This window comes from Leisingera sp. ABM4_101 (assembly GCF_056158725.1).
Map to the genome: position 1 here is coordinate 456,293 of NZ_JBSWTV010000002.1, position 22,802 is coordinate 479,094.

At 58.1% G+C, this 22,802-nt stretch carries 22 protein-coding genes; 7 read left to right on the forward strand and 15 right to left on the reverse strand.

From position 1 onward, the window contains the following. Positions 1 to 16: 16 nt before the first annotated feature. From ACXAEK_RS03245 to ACXAEK_RS03255, 3 genes are all read right to left on the reverse strand, one after another. Positions 17 to 1,258 (reverse strand): Tm-1-like ATP-binding domain-containing protein, encoded by a 1,242-nt coding sequence (locus ACXAEK_RS03245; RefSeq protein WP_475039905.1) that lies wholly within the window; start codon positions 1,256 to 1,258, stop codon positions 17 to 19. 22 nt (positions 1,259 to 1,280) lie between these two features. Further along, positions 1,281 to 3,743, reverse strand: a complete 2,463-nt coding sequence (locus ACXAEK_RS03250; protein WP_475039906.1) for an FAD-dependent oxidoreductase — start codon at positions 3,741 to 3,743, stop codon at positions 1,281 to 1,283. A gap of 162 nt (positions 3,744 to 3,905) precedes the next feature. Next, positions 3,906 to 4,688, reverse strand: a complete 783-nt coding sequence (locus tag ACXAEK_RS03255; RefSeq protein ID WP_475039907.1) for an IclR family transcriptional regulator — start codon at positions 4,686 to 4,688, stop codon at positions 3,906 to 3,908. A 424-nt stretch (positions 4,689 to 5,112) separates the two neighbouring features. Between ACXAEK_RS03255 and ACXAEK_RS03260 the strand changes: the two genes are divergently transcribed. Beyond that, a complete protein-coding gene (locus ACXAEK_RS03260; RefSeq protein WP_475039908.1) occupies positions 5,113 to 6,168 on the forward strand; it encodes a GSU2403 family nucleotidyltransferase fold protein in 1,056 nt (351 codons plus the stop codon). Positions 6,169 to 6,373: 205 nt separating this feature from the next. Here the strand turns inward: ACXAEK_RS03260 and ACXAEK_RS03265 are convergent, their stop codons facing one another. Continuing rightward, the gene (locus ACXAEK_RS03265) at positions 6,374 to 6,889 is read right to left on the reverse strand and encodes an RES family NAD+ phosphorylase (RefSeq protein ID WP_475039909.1); all 516 of its coding nucleotides are present in this window, start codon (positions 6,887 to 6,889) and stop codon (positions 6,374 to 6,376) included. A gap of 2 nt (positions 6,890 to 6,891) precedes the next feature. Next, positions 6,892 to 7,242, reverse strand: a complete 351-nt coding sequence (locus tag ACXAEK_RS03270; RefSeq protein ID WP_475039910.1) for an MbcA/ParS/Xre antitoxin family protein — start codon at positions 7,240 to 7,242, stop codon at positions 6,892 to 6,894. Between the two features lie 155 nt (positions 7,243 to 7,397). On the opposite strand from ACXAEK_RS03270, the gene ACXAEK_RS03275 reads away from it, so the two are divergent. Beyond that, positions 7,398 to 7,535, forward strand: coding sequence for a hypothetical protein (locus ACXAEK_RS03275; protein ID WP_475039911.1), 138 nt, complete (start codon positions 7,398 to 7,400; stop codon positions 7,533 to 7,535). 87 nt (positions 7,536 to 7,622) lie between these two features. On the opposite strand, the gene ACXAEK_RS03280 is transcribed toward ACXAEK_RS03275, so the two are convergent. From ACXAEK_RS03280 to ACXAEK_RS03290, 3 genes are all read right to left on the reverse strand, one after another. Beyond that, on the reverse strand, positions 7,623 to 9,173 hold the full coding sequence (locus ACXAEK_RS03280; RefSeq protein ID WP_475039912.1) for a TRAP transporter large permease: 1,551 nt from the start codon (positions 9,171 to 9,173) through the stop codon (positions 7,623 to 7,625). Then, entirely contained in the window at positions 9,173 to 9,667 is a 495-nt protein-coding gene (locus ACXAEK_RS03285; protein ID WP_475039913.1) for a TRAP transporter small permease subunit, read from the reverse strand. The genes ACXAEK_RS03280 and ACXAEK_RS03285 overlap by 1 nt, the downstream gene beginning before the upstream one ends. A gap of 63 nt (positions 9,668 to 9,730) precedes the next feature. Beyond that, positions 9,731 to 10,816: a TRAP transporter substrate-binding protein gene (locus tag ACXAEK_RS03290; RefSeq protein ID WP_475039914.1), complete on the reverse strand. Its 1,086-nt coding sequence runs from the start codon at positions 10,814 to 10,816 to the stop codon at positions 9,731 to 9,733. Positions 10,817 to 11,013: 197 nt separating this feature from the next. Between ACXAEK_RS03290 and ACXAEK_RS03295 the strand changes: the two genes are divergently transcribed. The 3 genes from ACXAEK_RS03295 to ACXAEK_RS03305 all read left to right on the forward strand — a co-directional run bounded on the left by ACXAEK_RS03295 (position 11,014) and on the right by ACXAEK_RS03305 (position 13,406). Continuing rightward, positions 11,014 to 11,715, forward strand: a complete 702-nt coding sequence (locus ACXAEK_RS03295) for a GntR family transcriptional regulator (protein ID WP_475039915.1) — start codon at positions 11,014 to 11,016, stop codon at positions 11,713 to 11,715. Between the two features lie 303 nt (positions 11,716 to 12,018). Further along, complete coding sequence (locus ACXAEK_RS03300; protein WP_475039916.1) at positions 12,019 to 12,483, forward strand: hypothetical protein; 465 nt, start codon at positions 12,019 to 12,021, stop codon at positions 12,481 to 12,483. Between the two features lie 116 nt (positions 12,484 to 12,599). Then, positions 12,600 to 13,406, forward strand: a complete 807-nt coding sequence (locus ACXAEK_RS03305) for a DUF3592 domain-containing protein (RefSeq protein ID WP_475039917.1) — start codon at positions 12,600 to 12,602, stop codon at positions 13,404 to 13,406. A gap of 109 nt (positions 13,407 to 13,515) precedes the next feature. On the opposite strand, the gene ACXAEK_RS03310 is transcribed toward ACXAEK_RS03305, so the two are convergent. The 5 genes from ACXAEK_RS03310 to betC form a co-directional block, all read right to left on the reverse strand. Beyond that, a complete protein-coding gene (locus tag ACXAEK_RS03310) occupies positions 13,516 to 14,142 on the reverse strand; it encodes a dioxygenase family protein (protein ID WP_475039918.1) in 627 nt (208 codons plus the stop codon). A 227-nt stretch (positions 14,143 to 14,369) separates the two neighbouring features. Next, positions 14,370 to 14,693: a 2Fe-2S iron-sulfur cluster-binding protein gene (locus ACXAEK_RS03315; RefSeq protein ID WP_475039919.1), complete on the reverse strand. Its 324-nt coding sequence runs from the start codon at positions 14,691 to 14,693 to the stop codon at positions 14,370 to 14,372. Between the two features lie 580 nt (positions 14,694 to 15,273). Further along, positions 15,274 to 15,846 (reverse strand): choline-binding transcriptional repressor BetI, encoded by a 573-nt coding sequence (gene betI / locus ACXAEK_RS03320; RefSeq protein ID WP_475045172.1) that lies wholly within the window; start codon positions 15,844 to 15,846, stop codon positions 15,274 to 15,276. Between the two features lie 170 nt (positions 15,847 to 16,016). Further along, entirely contained in the window at positions 16,017 to 17,678 is a 1,662-nt protein-coding gene (locus ACXAEK_RS03325) for a BCCT family transporter (protein ID WP_475039920.1), read from the reverse strand. 73 nt (positions 17,679 to 17,751) lie between these two features. Beyond that, the gene (gene betC, locus ACXAEK_RS03330; RefSeq protein ID WP_475039921.1) at positions 17,752 to 19,260 is read right to left on the reverse strand and encodes a choline-sulfatase; all 1,509 of its coding nucleotides are present in this window, start codon (positions 19,258 to 19,260) and stop codon (positions 17,752 to 17,754) included. Between the two features lie 222 nt (positions 19,261 to 19,482). Here betC and ACXAEK_RS03335 point away from each other — a divergent pair, with 222 nt between their 5' ends. Together ACXAEK_RS03335 and ACXAEK_RS03340 are read left to right on the forward strand one after the other, a co-directional pair. Then, positions 19,483 to 20,373, forward strand: a complete 891-nt coding sequence (locus tag ACXAEK_RS03335) for a sulfite exporter TauE/SafE family protein (RefSeq protein WP_475039922.1) — start codon at positions 19,483 to 19,485, stop codon at positions 20,371 to 20,373. A gap of 10 nt (positions 20,374 to 20,383) precedes the next feature. After that, complete coding sequence (locus tag ACXAEK_RS03340; RefSeq protein ID WP_475039923.1) at positions 20,384 to 21,127, forward strand: TIGR02186 family protein; 744 nt, start codon at positions 20,384 to 20,386, stop codon at positions 21,125 to 21,127. 323 nt (positions 21,128 to 21,450) lie between these two features. On the opposite strand, the gene ACXAEK_RS03345 is transcribed toward ACXAEK_RS03340, so the two are convergent. Next, complete coding sequence (locus tag ACXAEK_RS03345; RefSeq protein ID WP_475039924.1) at positions 21,451 to 22,110, reverse strand: 3-oxoacid CoA-transferase subunit B; 660 nt, start codon at positions 22,108 to 22,110, stop codon at positions 21,451 to 21,453. Position 22,111: 1 nt separating this feature from the next. After that, a complete protein-coding gene (locus ACXAEK_RS03350) occupies positions 22,112 to 22,774 on the reverse strand; it encodes a CoA transferase subunit A (RefSeq protein WP_475039925.1) in 663 nt (220 codons plus the stop codon). Between the last annotated feature and the right edge of the window lie 28 nt (positions 22,775 to 22,802).

The following is a 22,802-nucleotide window of genomic DNA, read 5'->3' on the forward strand; positions in this document are numbered from 1 at the left end:
CTGATTGTCCCGGTGGTTATGGCTTGCCCGGCGGGACAGTTCCCTCTGCGGCCCAACGGTCGAGGATCGCCAACGCCGCGTCTGTGAAAGCGGGATCGTTGATATGGGCGTCCAGTTCGGTTGCCTGAACGGAGGGCGCTACGGTGGCGCTCAGCTCGGCGATGAAGGCGGCCAGCCCCTCGGGGTCGTGACAGTCGCCGCCGGGGCGATCCCATTCCTCGATCCCGCCCCTGGGGATGATCAGATGCGTGGGCGCCGCGCTTTCGCCCAGCCGCAGGTTCAACTCATGGGCGATCTCCCGGCGTTCCTCCGCGTTGTAAAAGGTGTTCTTGACCAGCTTGTTGTGGGTGTGGATCGGGCGGCCCCGGAACCGCTCTGGGATCTCCTGCCAGCCTGCAAAGTCGATCAGGTCCATACAGCCGGGCGCCACGATCTGCGGGATGCCTGCCCGCCCCGCGGCCCGGTGCCGGTCTTGGCCTGCATTCACCACCGATCCTGCTAGCAGGTTGCCCAGTTCGCAGCCGGCAAAGTCCATCACACAGACAAACCCGTTCTGCGATGCGATCTGTTCAAAGGCCATGCCGCCCATGCCCATGGCGTGGAACACCGCCACCTCGTAGCCGCGCGCCTCCAGCGCCGGTTTCAGGGTCTTGATGTATTTCAGGCAGGAGGTGCCCAGCGAAGTGATGCCGATCACCGGCCGCCCGCTTACGGCAGGCTCCGCCGCTTGCGCAGCCCCGAGCACCGCGCCTGCTGCTTGCGCAAGGGAGGACTTGCAAATCGCGTTCAGCCCGTAAAGGCCGCCCGCCCAGAGGATCATCTGAATATCAGGCGACAGGCGTTCGGCAGGGATCAACGCGGAGAATGAGACGGTGGAGACCACGTATTTCGGCACCCCCACCGGCAGCGCCTGGCAGACATCCAGCGCCAGGTCTGTGCCCATGGTGCCGCCCAGGATGATCACGCCATCGATCCCGCCTTCGAGGTGCAGCTCGCAGGCCAGGGCACAGGCGCCCGCCGACATGATGTTCATCGCGACATGCTCGCTGCCGCTGTCTATGGCCGCCTGAATGGAGCTGCCGCCGGCCTTAGCCACATCATGTTTAGAGAAATCCGTGGGCTTTTCCGGATCGCCCAGAACACTGACGTCCAGCGTCAGCACACCGCCGCCCAACCCGCGGATCTTGCTGGCCAGGAAGTCCAGCTCATCATTCTTGGTATCGTATGTACCTATAACCAAAATGGTTTTATTCGTCATATTGCCCTCCCTTCCCTCGGGCTCAGCCCCGCATGAGACTGCCTTTGGGATCGTAAAACGGCGTAAGCTGCACCTTCAGCGGGTACATTTTTCCAGCGATCTGCACCTCGAAACCGCCCTCGTCGATCCAGGCTTTGTTGACGCCCTCGTCACGGTGAAGACTGGCCAGCCCGACCATTGCTTCCATCCGGAAGCCCCAATCGCCGGACGTCACGTGGCCCGCGATCCTGCCCTCCTTCCAGACCGGTTCGTTGTGGATCAGGTAGGGGCCGTCCTTCGCGCCCACCCCTTCAACGATGCAGGAGACCGTCCGGTGCGGCGTCGCCGGGCCGCCTGCCTTTTGCGCGGCGAGCGGGGCTTTGCCGAGGAAATCCCCCTCTTTGCCAAGCGCCACTGCAAAGCCAAGCCCGGTCTCGAAGGGCGTGTCGTCTTCGGCGATGTCATGGCCGAAGTGGCGGAAGCCCTTTTCCAGCCGGCACGCGTTCATGGCAAACATTCCCATGTGGCGCAGGCCCAGTGGCGTGCCCGCCTCCATCAGCGCCTCATATACGCTTGCGGTGAACTCCGTGGGCATCAATAGCTCATATCCCAGCTCGCCCAGGAAAGAGCGGCGGATGGCCCAGCCGCGGGCGTAGCCCATGTCGATTTCGCGGGCCGCGCCAAAGGGGAAGGCTTCGTTCGACAGGTCATCGCCGGAAATTGCAGACAGGATCTCCCGCGATTTCGGACCGTGGATGGAGATCAGGCCATGCGCCGAGGTGGCATCGAAGATTTCGAACCGCCAGTCCGGGTCGGCATGGTCACAGATCCAGGCCTGATCGCGGATCTGGCTGGGATGGCCGGTGATCACTATGAAGCATTCTGGCGCGGTGCGGGTGATAGTGACATCCGCCTCGATCCCGCCGCGGCTGTTCAGGAACTGGGTGTAAACCGAGGTGCCGGTGTCCACGTCCATCTCCGCGCCACAGACCCGGTTTAGCGCACGCACCGCATCGGGGCCCTGCACCTGGATCTTTGCATACATTGACTGGTCAATCAGCACCGCCGCATCCCGCGCCGCCAGGCATTCTGCCTCGACCTGCGGCGACCAGTCTTTCCACCATAGGCTCGGCTCCTCGTTCCAGCCTTTTTGGTCCGGATCGTAGTACATGGGTATTTCCCAGCCGATCCGTTCGGCAAATGTGGCGCCGGCTTCCTTCAGGCGGTCATGCAGCGGAACCCGCCGCACACCGCGGGCACTGTGAATCTGGCGTCCTGCCCAGGAGACACCGTAGTGGAAGCCCACCAACTCTGCGCTGCGGTCGTGGTTGTATTTCGTGTTGCGCTGGAACGGATGCGCCCGGCGGGCCAGCATTGGCCCCATTCCGCGCGAGGGTTCGCCGTCGGTCATCCATTCCGCCATCGTCAGCCCGACGCCGCCGGAATTCAGGATACCGTTGGAGTTCATGCCGGTGGCCACAAAGAGGCCTTTGATCTCGCTCGTTGGGCCAAGATAGGGGCGGCCGTCCGGAGTGAAGCTTTCAGGGCCATTGAAGAAGGTCTGGATGCCCATCTCTCCCAGCGCCGGCATGCGCTCGAACATCTTTTCGAGGCAGGGTTCCACATGCTCCATGTCAAAGGGCAGCTCATCGAACTCGAAATCCTCGGGGATGCCGTCGGCGCCATATGGCTTGCCGTGCTTCTCGAAAGAGCCGATCAGCAGCTTGCCGGTGTCCTCCTTCCAATAGGTGCGTTCCTCGGCGATGTTCAGGATCGGCTGGTCCTTGGGCAGGTCGGCCACTGGCTCGGTCACAATGTAGAAATGCTCTGTGGCGTGCAGCGGCACGGTGACGCCGTGTGCTTTGGCAAAAAGATGGCTCCACATGCCACCTGCCAGCAGCACCTTGTCCGTGGCAATCACCCCCTGGTCGGTTTCCACCCCGGCAACCTTGCCATCGCGAAGAACCAGCCGAGTGACCTTGGTGTCCTCGAACACCTGTGCGCCTTGGGCTTTAGCACCCTTGGTCATGGCCACAGTCACATCCAGCGGGTTCACCTGGCCGTTTGAGGGCACGAAGAAGGCCGATTTCACATCGCCCGTTTCGATCCAGGGCCACCGCTCTTGCAGCTCAGCCCGGGACAGCAGGAAAGTTTCAATTCCCATGCGGGCAGCGTGGTCGTGGCTACGCAGCAGCTGCTCGTGCCGCACATCGCCAATGGCCAGATTGATAGTGCCATTGGGCTTGTAACCAGTGGCCTGGCCGGTTTCCTCTTCCAGCTCGCGGAACAGACGGGCGGTATATTTTCCCAGCTCAGTCTGAGCAGTGCTGTCGCGTAGCTGGCCGACGATCCCGGCGGCATGCCAAGTGGTGCCGCTGGCGATTTTGCGCCTCTCGATCAGGACAGCAGGGACGCCTCTTTTAGCCAGGTGGTAGAGGGTCGAGACGCCGATGATGCCGCCGCCGATGATCACCGCAGGGGCGTGGTCCGGGAATTTGTGAGCCATCAATACTATCTTTCAGCCCGTATTACGGGCGATCCGCAGGTTTCAGACCGGGAGCGGACAAGCGCCTTTCAGCGTGGGCCTTACCCGCTCTGCTGCAAATCTTCTGACAGACAGAATTGGTTTTTCAAAATTTTTCGCACCATTGGTGCGTTTATAGCACCGCTATGAAATGCTCGGTTCGATGCCAGTAACCTTGCAAGACGGCGCGCCCGTAAGCGCGGTTTCCAGCTTGTCGATAGCGGTCCTCAGCAGCGCTGCCAGTTCCACCTGTCGGGCGTCGTCCAAGTTCAGGTCGGGAACGGCTATTGCGACGGTTCCCGCCGGATCCTTGCCGTCTGCAAAAAATGGCATCGCCACGCTGGCCACTCCGACCTCAACCGTGTTGCGGCTGCAGGAATAGCCCCGGCCTCGGGTTTCGGCGATGAGGCCCAGCAGTTCATCTTCCTCAGTGACCGTAAATCGCGTCAGCTTTTCCCGTTTCAGCTTCAGAATACGCTCTCGGGTTTCTTCTGAGCAGAAGGAAAGGAAGGCCAGCCCGGATGAAGAAGAATGAAACGGATACGTATCCGCAGGCCGCAGGTTGATCACATTCCCCCGCGCAGGCAGCGTGTAAGAAGCCGTCGACATTCCGGTTTCGCTGGGGATACCGACATGCACGGTTTCATTTGCATTTGCAGAGAGCCACTGTGTCACGACTTGCGTTGCCTGGACCATGGGCACCGTGGCTTCCCTCAGCCGGGCGAGAGACAAGAAACCATGCCCGAGCCTGTACTTCCGGTTCTCCGGGTTCTGCTCAATGAATCCGTGCTTGCTGAGTGATAGCAGCAACCTGCGGGTCACTGCCTTGTCCTGGCCAGTAGCGCGTGCCAGGTCATTCAATCCGATCTCAAGGTTTTCGAGCGAAAACTGACGCAGCAGAAGCATGGCCTTGTCTACGGTTTTCATGATGTCGTTCCTTTGCCTGGAAATCGGGTTCTGAAGATCAATGGTGGGGCTGGATCATGCCCCGGGAATACCATAACGACCCGGCAGCATCCAATTTTCTGCACCATTGGTGTGCTTACCGCACCGCTGTCCTGACATCAAAGAACACTAGCAGCATTAGAAACTTGATCATGTCAGGCAGTTCCCGCAGTCGAAAAACGGGTAGGTATCACAGTAGAAACCAGCGACAGGGCGCTGGCGGCTGGAACATCAAGTGCGGAGAAAAATTCGGCGAACGTGGCTCCGACTGGGGTAAAGAGGATTTGTCGATGTCGCAAGCAAGTTGGATTCCCTTTGGTACTTGCATTCACACCTTCTCCATAAGTGTGTTACAGACACTTTGCTAAAAATTTCGGTATCACTTGTTGCTTCAGGGAGTTGAACCTTGGTCGAATGGCTGCCTGTGTCACTCCAGACGCTTTATGCTGATGTGGTCGACCGCAATTGGGGTGGCTCTTACGGAGAGCTGCTCGAAGCTGGCGGCACGCCATACAAGAGATCCGTGAAGGGTCGCGATTATTGGTATTTCAAGACCTCTTCTGCTGGAACAGGTTCACGTAAAGACCTCTATCTTGGTCCCGACACCAGCGCTGTACGTCAGCGAGTGGATGAATTGCGCGATCTCAAACGCATCCGCAAGGACCGCATCTCCATGATCCGAGCGCTGAGGGCGGCAGGATTACCGGCGCCAGACGCTATGAGTGGCAAAGTTCTTTCGGCCCTCTCTGAAGCGGGCGTATTCCGTCTACAGGCTGTTGTCGTTGGCACCCTCGCGTTCCAGACCTACGGTCCGATGCTGGGCGTTCGTTTCAACAAGAGGGCTGCTCAGACTTCTGATCCCGCCGAACTCCACTCAATCTCTATCTACGCGGATAATCATATCAAGGGCGATCTTCTGTCCCACCTGCACCGTGTCGACGAGAGATTTCGACTTGCACCTCAAGCGTTCGACAGCACGAAGCCCCTGAATTATGTGCTCGGGTCTGAAACTCAGGAAGAGTTCTCTGTCTGTTTCCTGCGCGCCCTAGCGGGCTCTGAGCGCCGCGGCCATATAGCAGAGCGGAATGCGATCCAAGGTGATGACGAGATCGCCCGTTGTCTGGGCTTCCTCATCAAAGGGAAAATCAACGCAGTTGCCCTCCACGGTATTGGTGTTCCGGTCAACGTGCCTGCGCCGGAGCGTTACGCGGTGTATAAGCTTATCGCTTCTCAAATGCGCATCGCTACTGCCCAGAGCCAGGCCGAGACGCGCAAAGACTTGGCTCAAGCCCAAGTGCTCGTCGAAGTGCTGCTCCAAGATCGGCCATATGAACTTCAGCGTGTTTGGAACGAGGCTTTTCAAAGGGGACCGATGTGTTCAGAGGCGCTACTTCAGGCTGCCAACATGATTGATGGTGACATCAAAGAGCGCCTGCTGGCCCTCACTGGAATGAGAAGCTGACCAAGATCTCCCGGTTGGGAGCAATAAAAGCAAGAGGGGCGAGCAGGCCAAAGTCTCTCACCAGCCTCGATCTTTCTAGTTCAGAAACCATTTTTGTTTCTAAGCTGACCATCCGCTAAAGCGCCTGAAGGCCACTGGACACTCAGGCCCACCTCAACCACGCTGGTCATCTACACCACCACAGTTCAGGTATCGCTCATAAAACTCAAAGACTGGCAGGTGGGTCTGGCAGGCGCCTGTTGTTATCAACAACCTTGATCATTTCTGGAGGCGTGTCGCCCCATCGCCATAACACGACGTTAACATCAAGATCTGTCGACGCCCTGGCGAAGCTTCGAACGCGAATTCCGGCAAATCCTTCAGCGATCAATTGATCAGAAACCTTGTGAGAATCGGGACTTCCGCCACCCAGCATTTCATCCATCCAGTTCGGACACTCAAGATGACGGAACTCGATCCCATGTTTTGCAAGTAGCGCGGGGTCGGTTGCATCAAACACAGGTCCGCAATCAACTTGATATTCACAGATGGTGATTGGCTCCATTGGTCGCCCCAACGGACTAGCCTCCCGAATAGCCGTCAAAACGTTCTCGGCCATATACAGAGCTGGGACGCCAATTTTATTGAAGCGCCCGCCATTGATGCGAGCACCCTCTCCAGACACAGGATCCCAGGACCAATAAGGATTATGTGCTCTAAACAGCGAGCCTTTATGCTGCATGCTCAGGCGTAGCCACCAGCCGCGACGTGATCCAGGTAGCGTCGAACACGGTCGGCCTTACCCTGCCGAATGAGCTCTTCTGCTGTTTGTCCACCGAAACCAATAATCGGTTCTGATCGCATCCAAGCATAGGCAGCCAAAGGGGAGCCGGTAAACCTCTCGACGCGGTTTAGGATTTCCAGCATCTCGCGCAGCCGCGTTTGTGTGCGAACAGACTTTAAGCGATCTTTTCTGGCAAAAGCATCGCGAGACAGACCAATAGTGGCTGCAATTTCAGATTGCGTTGTGCGCAAAATGCTTGCCATCTTCTCAGGCGCGAAGATCTTGTCATCGATGAATTCGGCGAGTTCCATAACGCCTCCTGCCGCACATTATGACATTAAACACTGTCAATTTTTGTGATGTCAAGAGGTGCTGCATGGAACACACCTACCAAACATCACCAAGAGCACGACCTAAGAACCGCCTTTTTTTCGCCCACCCGGGGTTCTGTTCTGAAAGGGGCCTGATGATGATCTTGAAAGTGGAGCCCAAATGCTACAGCCTTGAGTTTGCAATCTTCGATGGCAGTGCGGAGCTGCGCTACGCCAGCGGCAAGACCGCAGACGGCAACCCTGCCTCGCAAGCCACCGTCCAGGCAGGTTAGCCCCTTGGCTAATGCCTCCACTTTTTGAGTTCCGCACCTCACCGTCCTTCCGACTAGCTTTCAACGAAGTGGCAAAGGAACCCGGCGTCAGAAAATTGCGGAGGGCAGCCAGGTCGCAAGACCGGGTATCAGCCAGACCAGCAGAACACCCAGCGCCTGCAGCCCGATGAACGGCACCACTCCTTGATATATCTGGCTGGTGGTGATTTCTTTCGGGGCCGCACCGCGCAGGTAGAACAGCGAAAAGCCGAACGGCGGCGTTAGGAAACTGGTCTGCAGGTTGATCGCAATCAGGATCCCCAGCCAAACCGGATCATGCCCCATCAGGATCAGGGCGGGCGTCACCAGCGGCAGCACGATGACCGAGATCTCGACGAAATCGAGAAAGAAGCCCAGCACAAAGATGAACAGCATGCAAAACAGCAGCGCCCCGGTCGGGCCGCCGTGCATGTTGCCCAGGAAATGCGCCACCCGTTCCTCGCCGCCCAGGCCGATGAACACCAGGGAGAACATACCCGCCGCCAGAATAGTGGCAAAGATCATCGCCGTCATCGTGGCGGTTGAGGTCACGGCATCATGCAGGATGCGTTTCTGCAGCCCGCTGCGCAGGGCAGCCAGGATAGCAATGCCACCAGCCCCCGCAAGCAGCGCATAGAAGACACCCGCCGCCAAATCGCCGGCGCCCAGGTCACTGCGCTGCAGTCGCACCGGGTGCACACCGGATAGGATTCCCAGAAGGATCAGCGCCGCCGCGCCGAACAGGATCAGCCGGGTCGGGCCGCCCGCCCGCGCGCCCGCCATCAGCAGGGCACCGATGCCGCCCACTGACGCGGCTTCCGTCGGGGTGGCGACGCCGCCCAGGATGGCGCCGAGCACGGCAAAGATCAGCAGAATCGGCGGCACCACCGCGCGCACAATTTCGCCGCCGTTCGGGCGGGCCACGCCGGGTGGCGCCGACGGCATATCCTGGGGCCGCAGCAGGCCGCGGATCAGGATATACAGAAGATAAAGCACCACCAGCACGAGCCCCGGCACCAGCGCCGCGGCAAAGAACTGGCCCACTGACAGCGCCTCGACCGAGAACTTGCCCTGCTCGTACTGGGCCTGCTGGTAGGCGTTCGACATCACGTCAGCGAGAATGATCAAAAGCGTCGAGGGCGGAATGATCTGGCCCAGCGTGCCAGCGGTGCAGACAATGCCCGAAGCGACCCGCGGGTCATAGCCTGCGCGCAGCATGGCCGGCAGTGCAATCATGCCCATCGCCACAACCGTCGCGCCGACAATGCCGGTCGAGGCCGCCAGCAGCGCCCCCACCAGCACGACCGAAATGCCCAGGCCGCCCTTTAGCTGGCCGAACAGCCGCCCCATGGTGTCCAAGAGCTCTTCTGCGATACGGCTCTTCTCCAGGATCGCACCCATCAGCACAAACAGCGGAATGGCGATCAGCACCTCATTGCTCAAAAGGCCAAAGGCCCGCTGGCCCAGCGCCCCCAGCAGCGAGATGTCCATCACCCCCAGCACCCAGCCGAGATAGGCAAATGCCACCGCCACACCGGCGATGGAAAAAGCGACCGGAAATCCCATGAGAATCGCTGCCATCAATGCGGCGAACATGATCAGGTCGAGATAGGCAGCCATCAGGCATCACTTTCGGAAAACAGGCGGAACAGCAGCGCCAGGGACTGCAGCATCACCAGCACGCAGAAGGCCGGGATCAGCGATTTCAGCAGGAACACGGCCTCAAGGCCGCCAACCGCCAACGGGCCCTCAAGGATGGCCCAGGAATTTCGCACTGACGGCCAGGACCAGTACAGCAGCGCCGCCATCGAGGGCAGCAGCAGGAACAGATGCCCGAAGATGTCGATGCGGCGCTGCGCCCGGCGGCTGAGGCCGGCGTAAAACACATCCACCCGAACGTGCTTGTCGACCAGCAGCGTATAGCCCGCAGCCAGCATGAACAGGGCCGCGTGCATGTACAGAACGCTTTCCTGCGCGGCGATGGAGTTCACCCCGAACACATAGCGCCCGACAACGATGGCAAACTGTGCCAGCACCATGATCAGCGCCAGCCACCGCACCACATGCGCCAGCCCCCGGTTCACACCGTCTAGCGCATCTGCAACCCGTTGCATCCCGCTCTCTCTCCATCAAAAAACCGGCACCCGCTGCAGCGGGCGCCGGCCGTCCTTGCAGCCTTAGTAGCCCATCACCGAGGCACGGGCGTTCATCTGGCCGTTGTCGGCATAGCTCATGTAGCCGCCAACGCTGTCACGGTAGGACAGGAAGCTTTGCGTGATGCGGCGCACCAGCTCGTCCTCGTCGTCCTGCAGCTCCGCAATCACTTCCTTGGCGGCAGCGCCCATTGCGGCAATCACATCCTCGGGGAACATCTTCACCTGCACACCGTCCTCGTCGACCATCTTCTTGAGGGCCAGCGCGTGTTTGGTGGTGTATTCGGTCCAAACCGGGTTGTAGAGGCTCTCGCAGGCCAGCGACACGACCTGTTTCAGGTCATCGGGCAGTTCCGCGAAAACGCTGGCATTGACGCCGCATTCCTCAGCCGAAGACGGCTCACCCACGCCCGGCCAGTAGTAGTTCTTGGCCACTTGGTAATAGCCCAGCGCGCTGTCGGTCCAGGGACCGATGAACTCCCCCGCATCCAGCGCCCCGGTCTGCAGGCCTTGGAACATCGCCGGACCGCTGGTGGCCTCAGCCGCCATGCCCAGTTTCGAAGCCATTTCCGAAGCCAGGCCGGTGGTGCGGAACTTCAGCCCCTTCAGGTCTTCGGCAGAGTTGATCTCTGTCTTGAACCAGCCGCCCCACTGCGGGCCGGAGTTGCCGCACAGGAACGGTTTGATGCCGAAACGCCCGTACATCTCGTCATAAAGCGCCTGGCCGCCGCCATGATACAGCCAGCCGAACTGCTCATCCGCACGCAGGCCGAACGGCTGTGAGCCGAACAGCAGAATACCCTTGGACTTGGAGCCCCAATAAGCCGGCACCGCGTGGTACAGTTCCGCAGTTCCTTCGGAGACCGCGTCGAAAACACCGCGGCCTGGCACGAGTTCGCCCGCGGCAAACAGCTTCACCTCGATCCTGCCACCTGAAAGGGTGGTGATCCGGTCGGCCAGCATCTGCGCCGCCACACCCGGCCCAGGCAGGTTCTTGGGCCAGGCCGTGACCATCTTCCACTGCATCTTGCCCTGGGCAACGGCCGGGCTGGCCAGCGTGGCTGCTGCTGCGCCGATTGCGCCGGCTTTCAAAAATGCGCGTCTTTCCATGTCTCCAGTCCTCCGTCTGTTGGTGCATCTGCGGTGGGCCGGTGACAGCAGCGCAGATTTATTTTTGTACGCGCTTTACATTAATATGTAGCTACATATTATTGTCAATCACGGTTGCGCGGTACGAATTCGCCTTTCCGCGCAGAATGCAATATGGAGCGGCGGAACACATTTTCCCGTTTGGCCTGGGGAAGACGATGACGGAAAAACGACGGCATTCCTGGGTGGCAATCCGGGACAGCATCCGGGAGATGATCCTGAACTCCACTTACGGGCCGGGGGACAAGCTGCCGCGGGACGAGGAGTTTGCTGCCCGCTTCGGCTGCGCCCGCTCCACCGTGCACCGGGCGATGCGCGACCTGGCCCAAAGCGGGATGGTAGAACGGCGCCGCAAGGGCGGCACCATGGTGCAGCGCGATCCGGTCACCCGCGCAACGCTCAACATCCCGATTACCCGGCTTGAGGTCGAACAGAAGGGCGGCACCTACGGCTACCAGCTGATCCGGCAGATGGTGCAAACCTCCAGCCCGGCCATCATGGCCAACTTCGGCCTGCCGGAACCCCGCCCGATGCTGCGGGTCGAGGCCCTGCACCTGGCCGACAGCCGCCCCTATATCTTCGAGGACCGCTGGATCTGCCTGGAGACCGTGCCTGAGATCACCTCTGTCGACCTGACCCGCGAAAGCGCCAATGAATGGCTGGTCCGAAATCGTCCCTACAGCCGCTGCGACCTGCGCCTCTATGCCCGCCCCGGCACAGCAAGCGACAGTGACATCCTCCAGAGCAAAGCCGGCGATGCTCTGTTCGTCATGGAGCGGACCACCTGGATTGGAGATGCCCCGATCACCAGCCTGTGCGCCGTCGCCCACCCAGGCTACCAGCTATTCACCCAGGGCTGACAGAAAGAGGACGTTCCGTCAGTAGCCGTCGATAGGCTCTGTGTCCACCAAAGGAAGGCAAACGCTTGGCGCTTTGATGGGCGAACACAGAAACGTAGCAAAGGCGAGGGTGAAAATTCCCTTCAGGTTGGATATTTTATGATAGGTATATACATATCATAAAATATCCCGACCCAACGACTGCCTTTTTTGACCAACAAGGGCGTAACGAAGATGAAGGCGCAAAAGACTATCCAGGACGCAGTCGAAGAAAACCATACGAAGCGACGCAAACCTGGCCGACCGCGGAAGGCTCCAACCAGGATGACGACAGTGAACCTGCCAGCGCATTACCACTTGCCTGCACCTGAAATGGTCCGGAAGGTCACTGATTGGCTGGATCGGAACGACCCGAAGGAACTCGCTAGCGCGGCGGCGCAATGGACCATGAAGCATTTCACGGAGTACGGTCGTTACAGACCGTACAAATTCCAGGTTCAGGACCACAGCATCAAGATAGCCAAGCGAAATGTATCGGCTGGCGCAGCCACGGCCAGTGATCCGTTTCATCTGGAGCACATGAAGAGCTTCAAGAAGAGCTTCAGACTGCCCCTTGCGCTCTACGACAGGATCCACGACGTCGCGCACCGGCTGGATACCCAACCCTCCGACATCATCCGCCTGGCAATGGTGGATGCGTACCGAGACGGTCATCACGAGATCTGGGTATATGGGAGGCAGCCATGCTTCAAGGAACCGGAAGAGGGTGAGAAACTACTTGATGGGTAGCGTCCGGAGAGCGTTCTTTCCTACCCTTCACCGCCTCGTTCACGGTTTAGCTTGAGCGATGGCTGAAACCGCCCGTACAGTCTCTGCGGGACAGTCGGAATGGGAGTGTTGGACCGGTGAACGAGGAAATGTTTCAGCCTGGCGACCCGGTCGCCGATATCCTTTTCAACTGGTCACCCCTGATCGCTGCAGCATTGGCCTGCGCATTTGGCCTGCTTTTGATCCTGCTCGGCTTCCGGAACTACGTAAAAGCGGCGCTTCTCAAAAAATCCGGTGTGAAAGGGCATGCCACCGTCACTCGAAAGTGGCTGAGAAAGGGTTATGTCGACAGGGATGACCGGCACCATACAAAGCCCACCAAGTATCATTATCTACGGTATGAACGCAGCGATGGCGGGAAGATCTTGTCCGAAAAAGAAGTGGCCCCCGTTGTCCTCTGGAAGGGAATCGAGCCAGGCGATCAGGTTGAAGTGATTTATCTGCCTGGCCGTTCATTGATGCGGCTGGCCAGCTGGCCGGATCAGATCGGGCTTAGCGCGGGCCTGCTTCAGCTTACCATTGGCGCTCTGGTGACGGCCACATCTGCCGGCATGATGATCAGCAGTGCGCTCGCTGCGATGAGCGGCCCTGAATACCGGGACATCGGGCCGGATTGGATCATGGAAACGGCCGAAGTGCTGAATGTTGGCACCCCGGCGGACCCCTATCTCCGCCTGTTTGCACCCAACAAAACCTACGTGCAGGTGGTCTTTGGCGACACGCGGGGCGGCGCGCTGATGGCGAACCAGCGGCTCGTACTGCTGTCGCCTGAACAGGTTGCAGGGCATGACATATCGGAGGGCGCGATCCTAAAAGCCTGGATGGAACCCGAAAACGAATACAACGCAGTTCTCGATATTGAGCGCGACCGCTCCTCGCGCTGAACTGAGGTCTGAAGGCAGCGGGTAAAACTCCGTCTCACGTTCAATTCGCGAATGGCTCCCCTCTGCTCGCAATCCCTGTTTAGTTGATCAGCACCTCCGGCTGGCCCGGCTAGACCACGACATTCACGGTTGCTTCCCGTCCGTTTGGACCTTCAACGAGTTCCATCGAAACGGCTTCCGCCTGCTTGGCGGTCATGCGCTGGTAAAGGCCATCACGGTTATTCCCCGGGTGACCTTTGAGATAGAACTGAGTGGTCAGCAGTTCCTGGTCATCTTCAAGTATCTTCACATGGATATGCGGCGTGCGCCCCGGGTAGCGCGTTGGCTTGATGGTTCGGAATCTATAGTGACCGTTGTGATCGGTAACGTCATGACCGAAACCCTGGAATCCCTGATCGCGCGCGACAGAACGATTGTCGCCTGGATGCAGGTATCTCCCGTTCATGTCGCATTGCCAGATTTCAATGCGAAGCCCGGCGAGCGGAGTGCCGGTTTCGTTTGTCACCTGGCCCTTCAATGAAATCACTTCCCCGCCAGCCTCACTGACAAGACCGGCGATTTTGACCAGATCGTTGTCAGCATCTGCCATCCTCATGGAGGGCTTTGGATAAAACGGTCCTTCGGTCGCGCGCGGGGTCAGCCCGGCGGTTTCACCTTTTCGCGGAAAGAACAGCCCTGCAACAAATGCTGCGAAGCCAAAAACTGTATATCGGCGCGTCCGGTTTCCAGAGTTCATGGCAAGCCCCTTTCACCAGAGGTAGTCATCTGCCGAAGGATGGCAAATCTATTTCAAACAGCTGCCCGTACAAGGTCGGAGGCCGGGACTTTGCGGACTTTCGCCGCACATGCGGCTTGGGCAGCCCCGCGCTTCCGTTTTGCTGCAGGACACGGTCTTTGTTAAATCTAGGCTGGCTTCCTAAAGGGGACCGCACGCTTGCGATCCCTTTTGGGTATCTGTCTAAGTCAGGCTTGGCTCTCGGGAAGCTGAACAAGAAGTCCGTCAAGTTCTGCCGCCACTGTCAGCTGGCAGGATAGGCGGGAACGCGCAGGGTCAGGTTCAAAAGCAAAATCGAGCACCTCTTCTTCGCTGCTTCCCTTGACCGGCAGCTTTGAGGACCACTGCGGATCAACGTACACGTGACATGTTGAGCAAGCGCAAGCACCTCCGCATGTCGCATCAATTCCAGGTACATTGTTGTCACGTGCGCCTTCCATGACGGTGAACCCGTTGGCGACTTCGACGACGTGGCTGATACCGTTGTGCTCAACATAGGTGATCTTGGGCATTTCATTTCCTTTGCGGCAATATCTAGCAAGTGGTCCGGCCGGCCCGTTCGCCATTTGCATGAGCAAAATCGCAGGCGCCCGGTATCCGACAGTTTTTGGGTGATGTTGGGGGACTAGCCGGTCTTGAGAGATCGGATGACGGACCAAATAAACAGGGCTGCGGACAGCATTGCGAAGGTCGCGCCAGTCTAAAGAAGGCCGATGATCATTTCACCGATGAATGGGACAAACCCAAGAGGCAGAAGAATTGCTCCGGCTGTTGCGGCCAGAAAATGCAACATTGCAATCCGGGTTTTGGCCGCAGTGGGAAAGGCTGCGTAGAACAGGCCGTAAATCGCATTGCTCACCCAGCCAAACAGTAGAAGGTGCACGTGTACGGGAAGGAACTCATAGGCGCCCTAGGGAAAAGCCGACGTTACGGCTGCCGCTAGCAGCCATCTTTTCCAAGCCAAATGTTCGGGCAAGCCGCTACCGATTAATCAGTGCAGGAGGCGACCGTGGCTCAATCCGTGAAGCTTTCTGGCGACATCATGGGTCTCCTCCTCCGTGAAGCACATCAAGTCTCTGCGAAGTCTTTTGCCTACTGTTGAAAGAGCATCGCATCTAGTGCCATGATTACGGTCTCCGCGGCCAGCGGATCTGGCCCTTGCTTACCCAACGCCGCCCGCAAATAGACACCATCGATCAAGGCGGATAACGCCCGTTCGACATCCTCCGGGCGACTGCTCGTCTTTCGCAGGTCATGCAGAAGGTTGCTACGCATGCGTTTTTGATATGTTCGCATCAAATGGGCGGCATCTACGTTACTTTGAGAGAGCCCGTAGAAACTGAGCCACGCAGAAGTCTTACGCTGCTCAAAAACGTGGTCCTCAAAGTTGGCGCGGACAATTGCTTTGAGCCGCTCGTGAGGTCCGTCGGCTTTGGCGAGCCCCTGAACAACTCTTTGAGAAAAAACACTGAGGATATGCCGCATGGCAGCAATCAGCATCTGATCCTTACTGCCAAAGTAATGATGTGCCAAACCACTGCTCATACCGGCGCGCTTAGCTATCTTAGATACAGTAACGTCCAGCGAGCCCGCCTCGCCGATTTCCTCGATCACTGCCGCCACTAACGCTGCGCGCCGTTTCGGCTCCATCCCAATTTTCGGCATAAAAGTCCCCTTGAATACAGGCATGTCTAGCCTGCTGCGGAACGACGGATCAATCCAATACCTCAAAGTGGTGCTGCGGTGTGCTGCATAAAAAGCCAGCGGCCTTCAAAACTAACTGAAAGGACCCCTGCGCGCGGAAATGGGAGTAAGCGCGCAGGGGAGCCGCGAGGCTAGCTGGAGAAACTACCAGCAGCCCCGGGCTTTTCGCCGGCGCGCTCACGCTGGCCGTCCCGGTAAATCGCCTTGAACAGGGCAATGCACATCAGAACCATCACCACCGAGAACGGCAGCGCACCGATCACCATGGCAGTCTGGATCGCTTTCAGTCCGCCGACCAGCAGCAGAGCGGCAACGACCAAGCCAAGAGCGATACCCCAAAACAAGATGTGAGGACGTGCCTTGGGGCCCTCGTCGCCTGCGGCGTTGATGGTGTTGATGATCAGAACTGCCGAGTTGACCGAGGTGACCAGATAGGTCATCAGCAGCACAACGATGAGGACCGCCATCAACCAAGCTAGTGCCGGTGACAGCATTAGCTCAATCATGGCAAAGATCTTGTCGCCGTCAGGGGCTGAAAAGATACTACCATTTGCGCCGCCGTTCAGCTCCAAGTCAATTGCTGTCCCTCCTGCAAAAGAGAACCAGACAAAGCACATCAGTGCGGGTGCGATTGATGCGCCAATAACGAATTCTCGAATTGTGCGGCCTTTGGAGATGCGCGCCAGGAAGAGACCAACGAAAGGTGCAAATGCCACCCACCAGGCCCAGTAGAAAACAGACCATGCACCTTGCCAGCCTTCCAGCTTACTGGCCACCGAGCCCTCCACGCCATCGCCGCGGTAGACGGTGAGCACCATCGCAGGAAGATCCATAATATAGGTCAGAAGCCCATTGAAAAAGGCGTTGAGCCCGAACCAGGTGGAGCCGAAGACAAGGAAAAAGCACAGAAGCAGGGTGCTGAGCACCATATTTATGTTGGACAGCCACTTAATGCCTTTGCCAACGCCGGAAAACGCAGAAAGCGTGGAAGCGCCCATGATGATTACGATAGCGACAATGATACCGAGACTGGAGGCCGTACCCTCTTCGTTCAGCAGCCAGTCGCCGATGCCGATACGGGCCATACTGGATACAAACTGGTTGACACCAAAGCCGAGCATCTGCGCTACACCCAGAATGGTAGCAATCACCGCAAAGATATCGATTGCATGGCCAATCGGGCCGGAGAGCCTTTCGCCAAACAGCGGCGCCAATGCGGACCGGATGGTCAGCGGCAGCCCGCGGCGGTAGGCGAAAAACGCCATACCCAGACCAGTGATTGCAAAAGAGGCCCAAGCGGTGAAGCCCCAATGCAGGAACGACCATTTGTAGGCGTTCAGATAGTTGTCCATGTCTGCAGACGTAGCGAGGCCTTGGATCACTTCCGGGTTGTTTTTAAAGTGGTAGATCGGCTCGGCAATGGCCCAAGTTAGCATGCCAACACCGATCCCGGCGCCGAACATCATTGAGAACCAGGAGAAGCGGGAAAACTCAGGTGTATCATTGGCTTTTCCAAGTTTCAGGCGCGCCGCTGCAGGCCAAAGGACCAAACCAAAACAAGCGAGAACAAAGGCTGCCATCACATAGACATACCAGGCCGCGAAATTGGCCAGGATCAGACCGTTGAGCCCCGCCAGCACGGCGCTGGCCTGGTCGGGAAAGGCCACGGCCCAAAGTACTAGCCCTCCCACGATCAGTTTTGAGATCACCGTCACGTAAACGCTGAAACCCTCATAAAACCCCTGATCTGCCGTTTTGATCGGCAGATCTGTCAGGGGTGATTTCGTTGACATTGCACGTCTCCCTTTTTGACGTTTTGCGCCTTCCTGCGGGGGCCTGTGCCCCCGCGCCCTCCTGGCGCTCCGCCTATTCCCCCCGCGGGAATCTGGCGTTCTCCTCGACTACGTTCAAATCCATGTGGTTGCGCATGTAGCGTTCGCTGGCCTTTTGCAGCGGCTGGTAATCCCAGGGGAAATAGCCGCCCTCACGCAGCGCCTCATAAACCACCCAGCGGCGGGCCTGGCTTTCGCGCACCTCAGCGTCAAAGCGGTCTAAATCCCAGCGCTCCGCTGCCATCGCCTTGAGACGGTCAAGGGTTTCCCCATGAGCCGGTTCGTCGGCCAGATTGGTCAGCTCATGCGGATCGGCATCAAGGTCGAACAGCTGATCCGGGTCCAGGTTGCACAGGTTCAACTTCCACTGGCCCAGTCGCAGCGAAACCATCGGCGCATAAGAGGCCTCTGCCGCATATTCCATCGCCACCGGCGTGGTCCGCACCTCGCCCTGGCCCAGTGGCACCAAAGTTTCACCCGAGGTCCAGGGCATCACTTCTTCCATGCTGACGCCGGCCAGGTCGCACAGCGTCGGACAGACATCAATGTTGGACACAGGCGTCTCAACCAGCCCCGGGGTCATCTGCGGCGCGGCCACCATCAGCGGCACGCGTGCGGAACCTTCATAGAAGCTCATCTTGAACCAAAGCCCGCGCTCACCCAGCATGTCGCCGTGATCGGAAACAAACAGTATGATCGCTTCCTGCTGAGTACTTTCCAGCGCTTCCATCACCTCACCGATCTTGTCGTCGAGGTAAGAGATATTGGCAAAATAGGCGCGGCGGGAGCGGCGGATATCCTCCTCGGTGATGTCAAAGCTGCGCCAGTCGTTGGCATCAAAGATCCGTTTTGCGTGCGGGTCCTGATTGTCATAGCCAAGGTCAGCAACTTCCGGCAGCAGATGCTCGCAGTCCTCGTAAAGATCCCAGTACTTACGGCGCGTCACATAGGGATCGTGCGGATGGGTGAAGGAAACCGTCAGGGCCCAGGGGCGGCCGTCCTTGCCGCGGGCCAGGTCATAGATCTTCTGGGTAGCGTGGAAGGCCACTTCATCGTCGAACTCCATCTGGTTGGAGATCTCTGCAATACCGGCTCCGGTGACCGAGCCCATGTTGTGATACCACCAGTCAATCCGCTCACCCGGCTTGCGGTAGTCCGGGGTCCAGCCGAAATCCGGCGGATAAATATCGGTGGTTAGCCGGTCTTCGAAACCGTGCAGCTGGTCGGGGCCGACGAAATGCATCTTGCCTGACAAGCATGTGTAGTAGCCTGCCCGGCGCAGGTGGTGCGCATAGGTCGGGATGGAAGAGGCAAATTCGGCGGCATTGTCATAGACCCGGGTCGCCGAGGGCAACTGGCCGGACATGAAACTGGCCCGGCCCGGGGCACAAAGCGGCGATGCTGTGTAGGCGTTGCGGAACCGGGTGGAGCGTTCCGCCAGTTTCTTCAGATTCGGTGCATGCAGCCAGTCAGCCGGGCCATCCGGGAACAGCGTTCCATTCAGCTGGTCCACCATGAAAATCAGGATGTTGGGTCGAGTCATTGTTGGTTGTCCCAAGGGGCGAAGATTTTGATTTACGGCCGAGAGGCCGGGGAGCGGTTCGAGTTACCGGGCTGGCTCCGGCGTAGGCCCTGGCAAAACTAAGTTCAGCCAGAACCTCAAATTGGTTCCATCCAGCAAAGGTGCCGGGTGTGGCAGAGAATTTGCCTTGTGTTGATTGATCAGTCAATTAAAAAACGGTTTCACAGAACAAACAGGTGACTCGTGACCTTCTATGCGCCGCTTGCCGAAATCTCTTTGAGCCTATCTGCCGTTCTGCTGATCGGTTTCACGGTTGGCGCGGTGTCCGGTATATTTGGCGTTGGCGGCGGCTTCCTCGCGGCGCCTGCACTGATGTTTCTGGGTGTTCCGCCACTGATTGCGGTGGGCACTTCTGCCAATCTGGTGATTGCCTCATCTTTCGCGGGACTGCTGGGCAATCTCAGGCAAGGGAGCGTTGACTTTGCCTTGGGCAGCGTTCTGCTCGCCTGCAGCGTAGCAGGGAACATTATGGGCTTTGGGTTGCTATACCTGCTGTCCGGCAGCGGCGGGCTCTTTATCAAGCTATTCTATTTCCTGCTGCTGCTGGCGATTGGCGGAGCCATGCTGTTTGAAAGCTTGCTGGCGGGACGCGGGCAAACTGCCGGTGCCCTGGAAACATACGACGGTGTGCTGTCCGGCCCTGGGCATCGAATGTTCCGAATTTCCGGCAAACCCCTTTCCTTGCCACGAATTGCAGCTACCGGAGGCACAGTTGGCCTGCTTTCGTCGATGCTGGGGGTTGGCGGAGGCTTCTTCGTTATTCCAGCTATGATCTATTTCATCGGGGTGCCGGCCAAAGTGGTAGTTGGAACAACCGCCTTCCTAACGTTTTTCAGCTCTGTTTTTGTCACGGCAGCTTATGCCATAGGATACCAGGCCGTAGATCCCGCCGCTGCACTGCTGCTAGTCGTTGCCAGCGCCATTGGGGCTCCTGCCGGGCTAGCACTCGGCCGTCGAACAAACCCCGAGCGGATGCGGCTTCTGCTTGCGCTGCTGATCCTGGCAGTTGCCGCAAATCTGGCGGCGGGCCTGCTCCTTACACCGGCGAACCCTTATTTCCTGCTGGAAGGGTGACCTCATGTGGATGCGTATTACCCTGATCTTATGCCTGTTCAACATCAGTACCGCTGCCGCTGGCCCTATTGTCACCCGGGCCGAGCCCGGGATAATCCGAATGGGTCTCGGCTTTGACGGTGCCACAATGACAGTGATTGGGGCGATCAAACATGACGGGCGGCAGGTCGGCAGCAAGGAACCTGAAATTGCCATCGTCGTAACCGGTCGGCCGCATACACGGCTTCTGGCGAAGATGGAGCGATCCTTCGGCATTTGGAGCGCCAAGCCTCTGCGCCGCATCCACATTTTGCCATCCTACTATGCAGCAGCGACAAGTCATGCCAGAACTTTGGAAACGCTGGAGCCTCCCAATCAGATGGGGAGGATCCGGTTGCAAGACAAACTAGCGTTTGCCAACCACCGGCCGGTTGAAGCCGGACAGATTGCGGCATTGGTCAAAGCTATGCAGAACAGGGGAACCTATGCCGAATACCTTGAGGGCGTCAGGGTTTCAAATGGCACCCTCTTCACCGCTCGCTTCGAATTGCCTGGCCTGCCGCCAGGAACGCTAAGGGTAGAGAGCTTCTTGATCGAAGACGGTAAAGTGATTGCAAGCGACCGCACCGCTCTGGTGGCGCTTAAAGCTGCTCTGCCACGGCAAGTTCTGAATTTTCTACTGGAGCATTCTGTCCTATTTGCAGCGGTACTGATTGGATGCACAATCCTGCTAACTTGGGCGATTAGCGCTTTTCACTTCCGGATCTCGTCCTGAATGGCAAAACGTTCCCTTCATGCCCTCTATTTTGAGTAGAAGCTTCAAAACCAAAAAGCCGATTTCCGCCTAAAACGCGAAGGCCGAAAGAAGGATCTTTGTAAACTGAGAAAAATGCGGGGGCCGGTCCTCCAACTGGCCAAACACTATTTTGCGCTAGCTGCGGAGCCTGTTTGGAAGCAAGAGCGCCGATTGCCGCGCCGACGCCACAGTTCTGGCTGAACTCTTTCTCAATGCAGTAGCGCTGGCAATTCCCGAACGGCTGTTGGCAAAAGCGAATTTGCTAAGTCTGTCAGGCAAATCTTACTTTCGTCCTGTCACTTTTAAGGATGCTCTTTGCTAACGACCAAGGCTGCCTCTGTGGCTTCTATGACCTGCTTTGTTGTTACATTGGGTTGGGTTTCCAATAGTTCGAGACCACGATCAGTAGGTTTGAGAACACAAAGATCTGTAACTATAAGATCGACAGATCTTTGCGATGTCACTGGCGCTGTGCAACGTTCGACGATTTTAGAGATACCTTTCGATTGATGTAGCATGGCGACGATGACGCGCTTCGCGCCGGTCGTAAGGTCCATTGCCCCGCCCATTCCTGGCATCGTCTTCCCGGGTACTGACCAGTTGGCGAGCCGTCCTGTTGCATCCACTTGCAAACCGCCAAGGACAGTTAAGTCAATATGCCCTCCTCGGATCAGGCCAAAACTCATAGCACTGTCAAAGGCAGCCGCTCCAGGAACTGCGGAAACAAACCCCCCACCGGCATCGGTGAGGTTCCGGTCTTCCATTCCTTCCGGGGGCCGTGCCCCCAGTCCGATCACCCCGTTTTCGGCTTGGAAAAAGACCCCGGAGTCAGGTGGGAGAAAATTGGCAACTAAGCTGGGTATCCCAATTCCGAGGTTGACCAGCATTCCAGCCTGGATTTCCTCCGCTACACGTTTCGCGATGCGATCCTTTGGGGGCAGTGTTTCATGAAGCTTGGCCATATCATTCGTTCCCCTTTGAACGCTCCAGCACGTGGTCCACTAGTACGCCTGGTGTGATTACCCCATCCGGCGGTATGACCCCGGTTGGAACGATGCGATCTGGCTCAGCTATGACTGTGCGGGCAGCCATTGCCATCACTGGATTGAAGTTTCTGGCCGTCAGCATGTAGGACAGGTTTCCAGCATAATCGGACTGGTAAGCTGCAATCAGCGAAAAGTCAGCTTTGAGTGGGGTCTCGAGCAAGAAGTCCTCGCCGTTGCAGGAAATGACTGTTTTACCTTCTGCAACATCTGTCCCAAGCCCGGTTGGTGTCAGAACTCCACCTAGTCCGACACCGCCTGCTCGAATGCGTTCTACCAATGTCCCCTGGGGGACAAACTCAAGCTCCAGTTCACCGGATTGCGCCAATTCCTGAGCCTCGGGGTTCAATCCGATATGGGAAGTGATAAGGCGCCGGACGGAACCCGCGCTTAGTAGTTTACCTACTCCGACACCGGGACGCGCGGCATCGTTTGATATCAGAGTCAGCCCAGAAACACCCCGTTCGGCAAGGGCCTCTAGCAGACGGTGAGGCGCTCCCACCCCCATGAAACCGCCGACCATGATCGTAGCGCCATCTTGGATCAGTTCGGTTGCCGCAGCCGCATTTATTGCAAGTTTCATCAGCGCTTCGTCTCAACGAGCATAATCT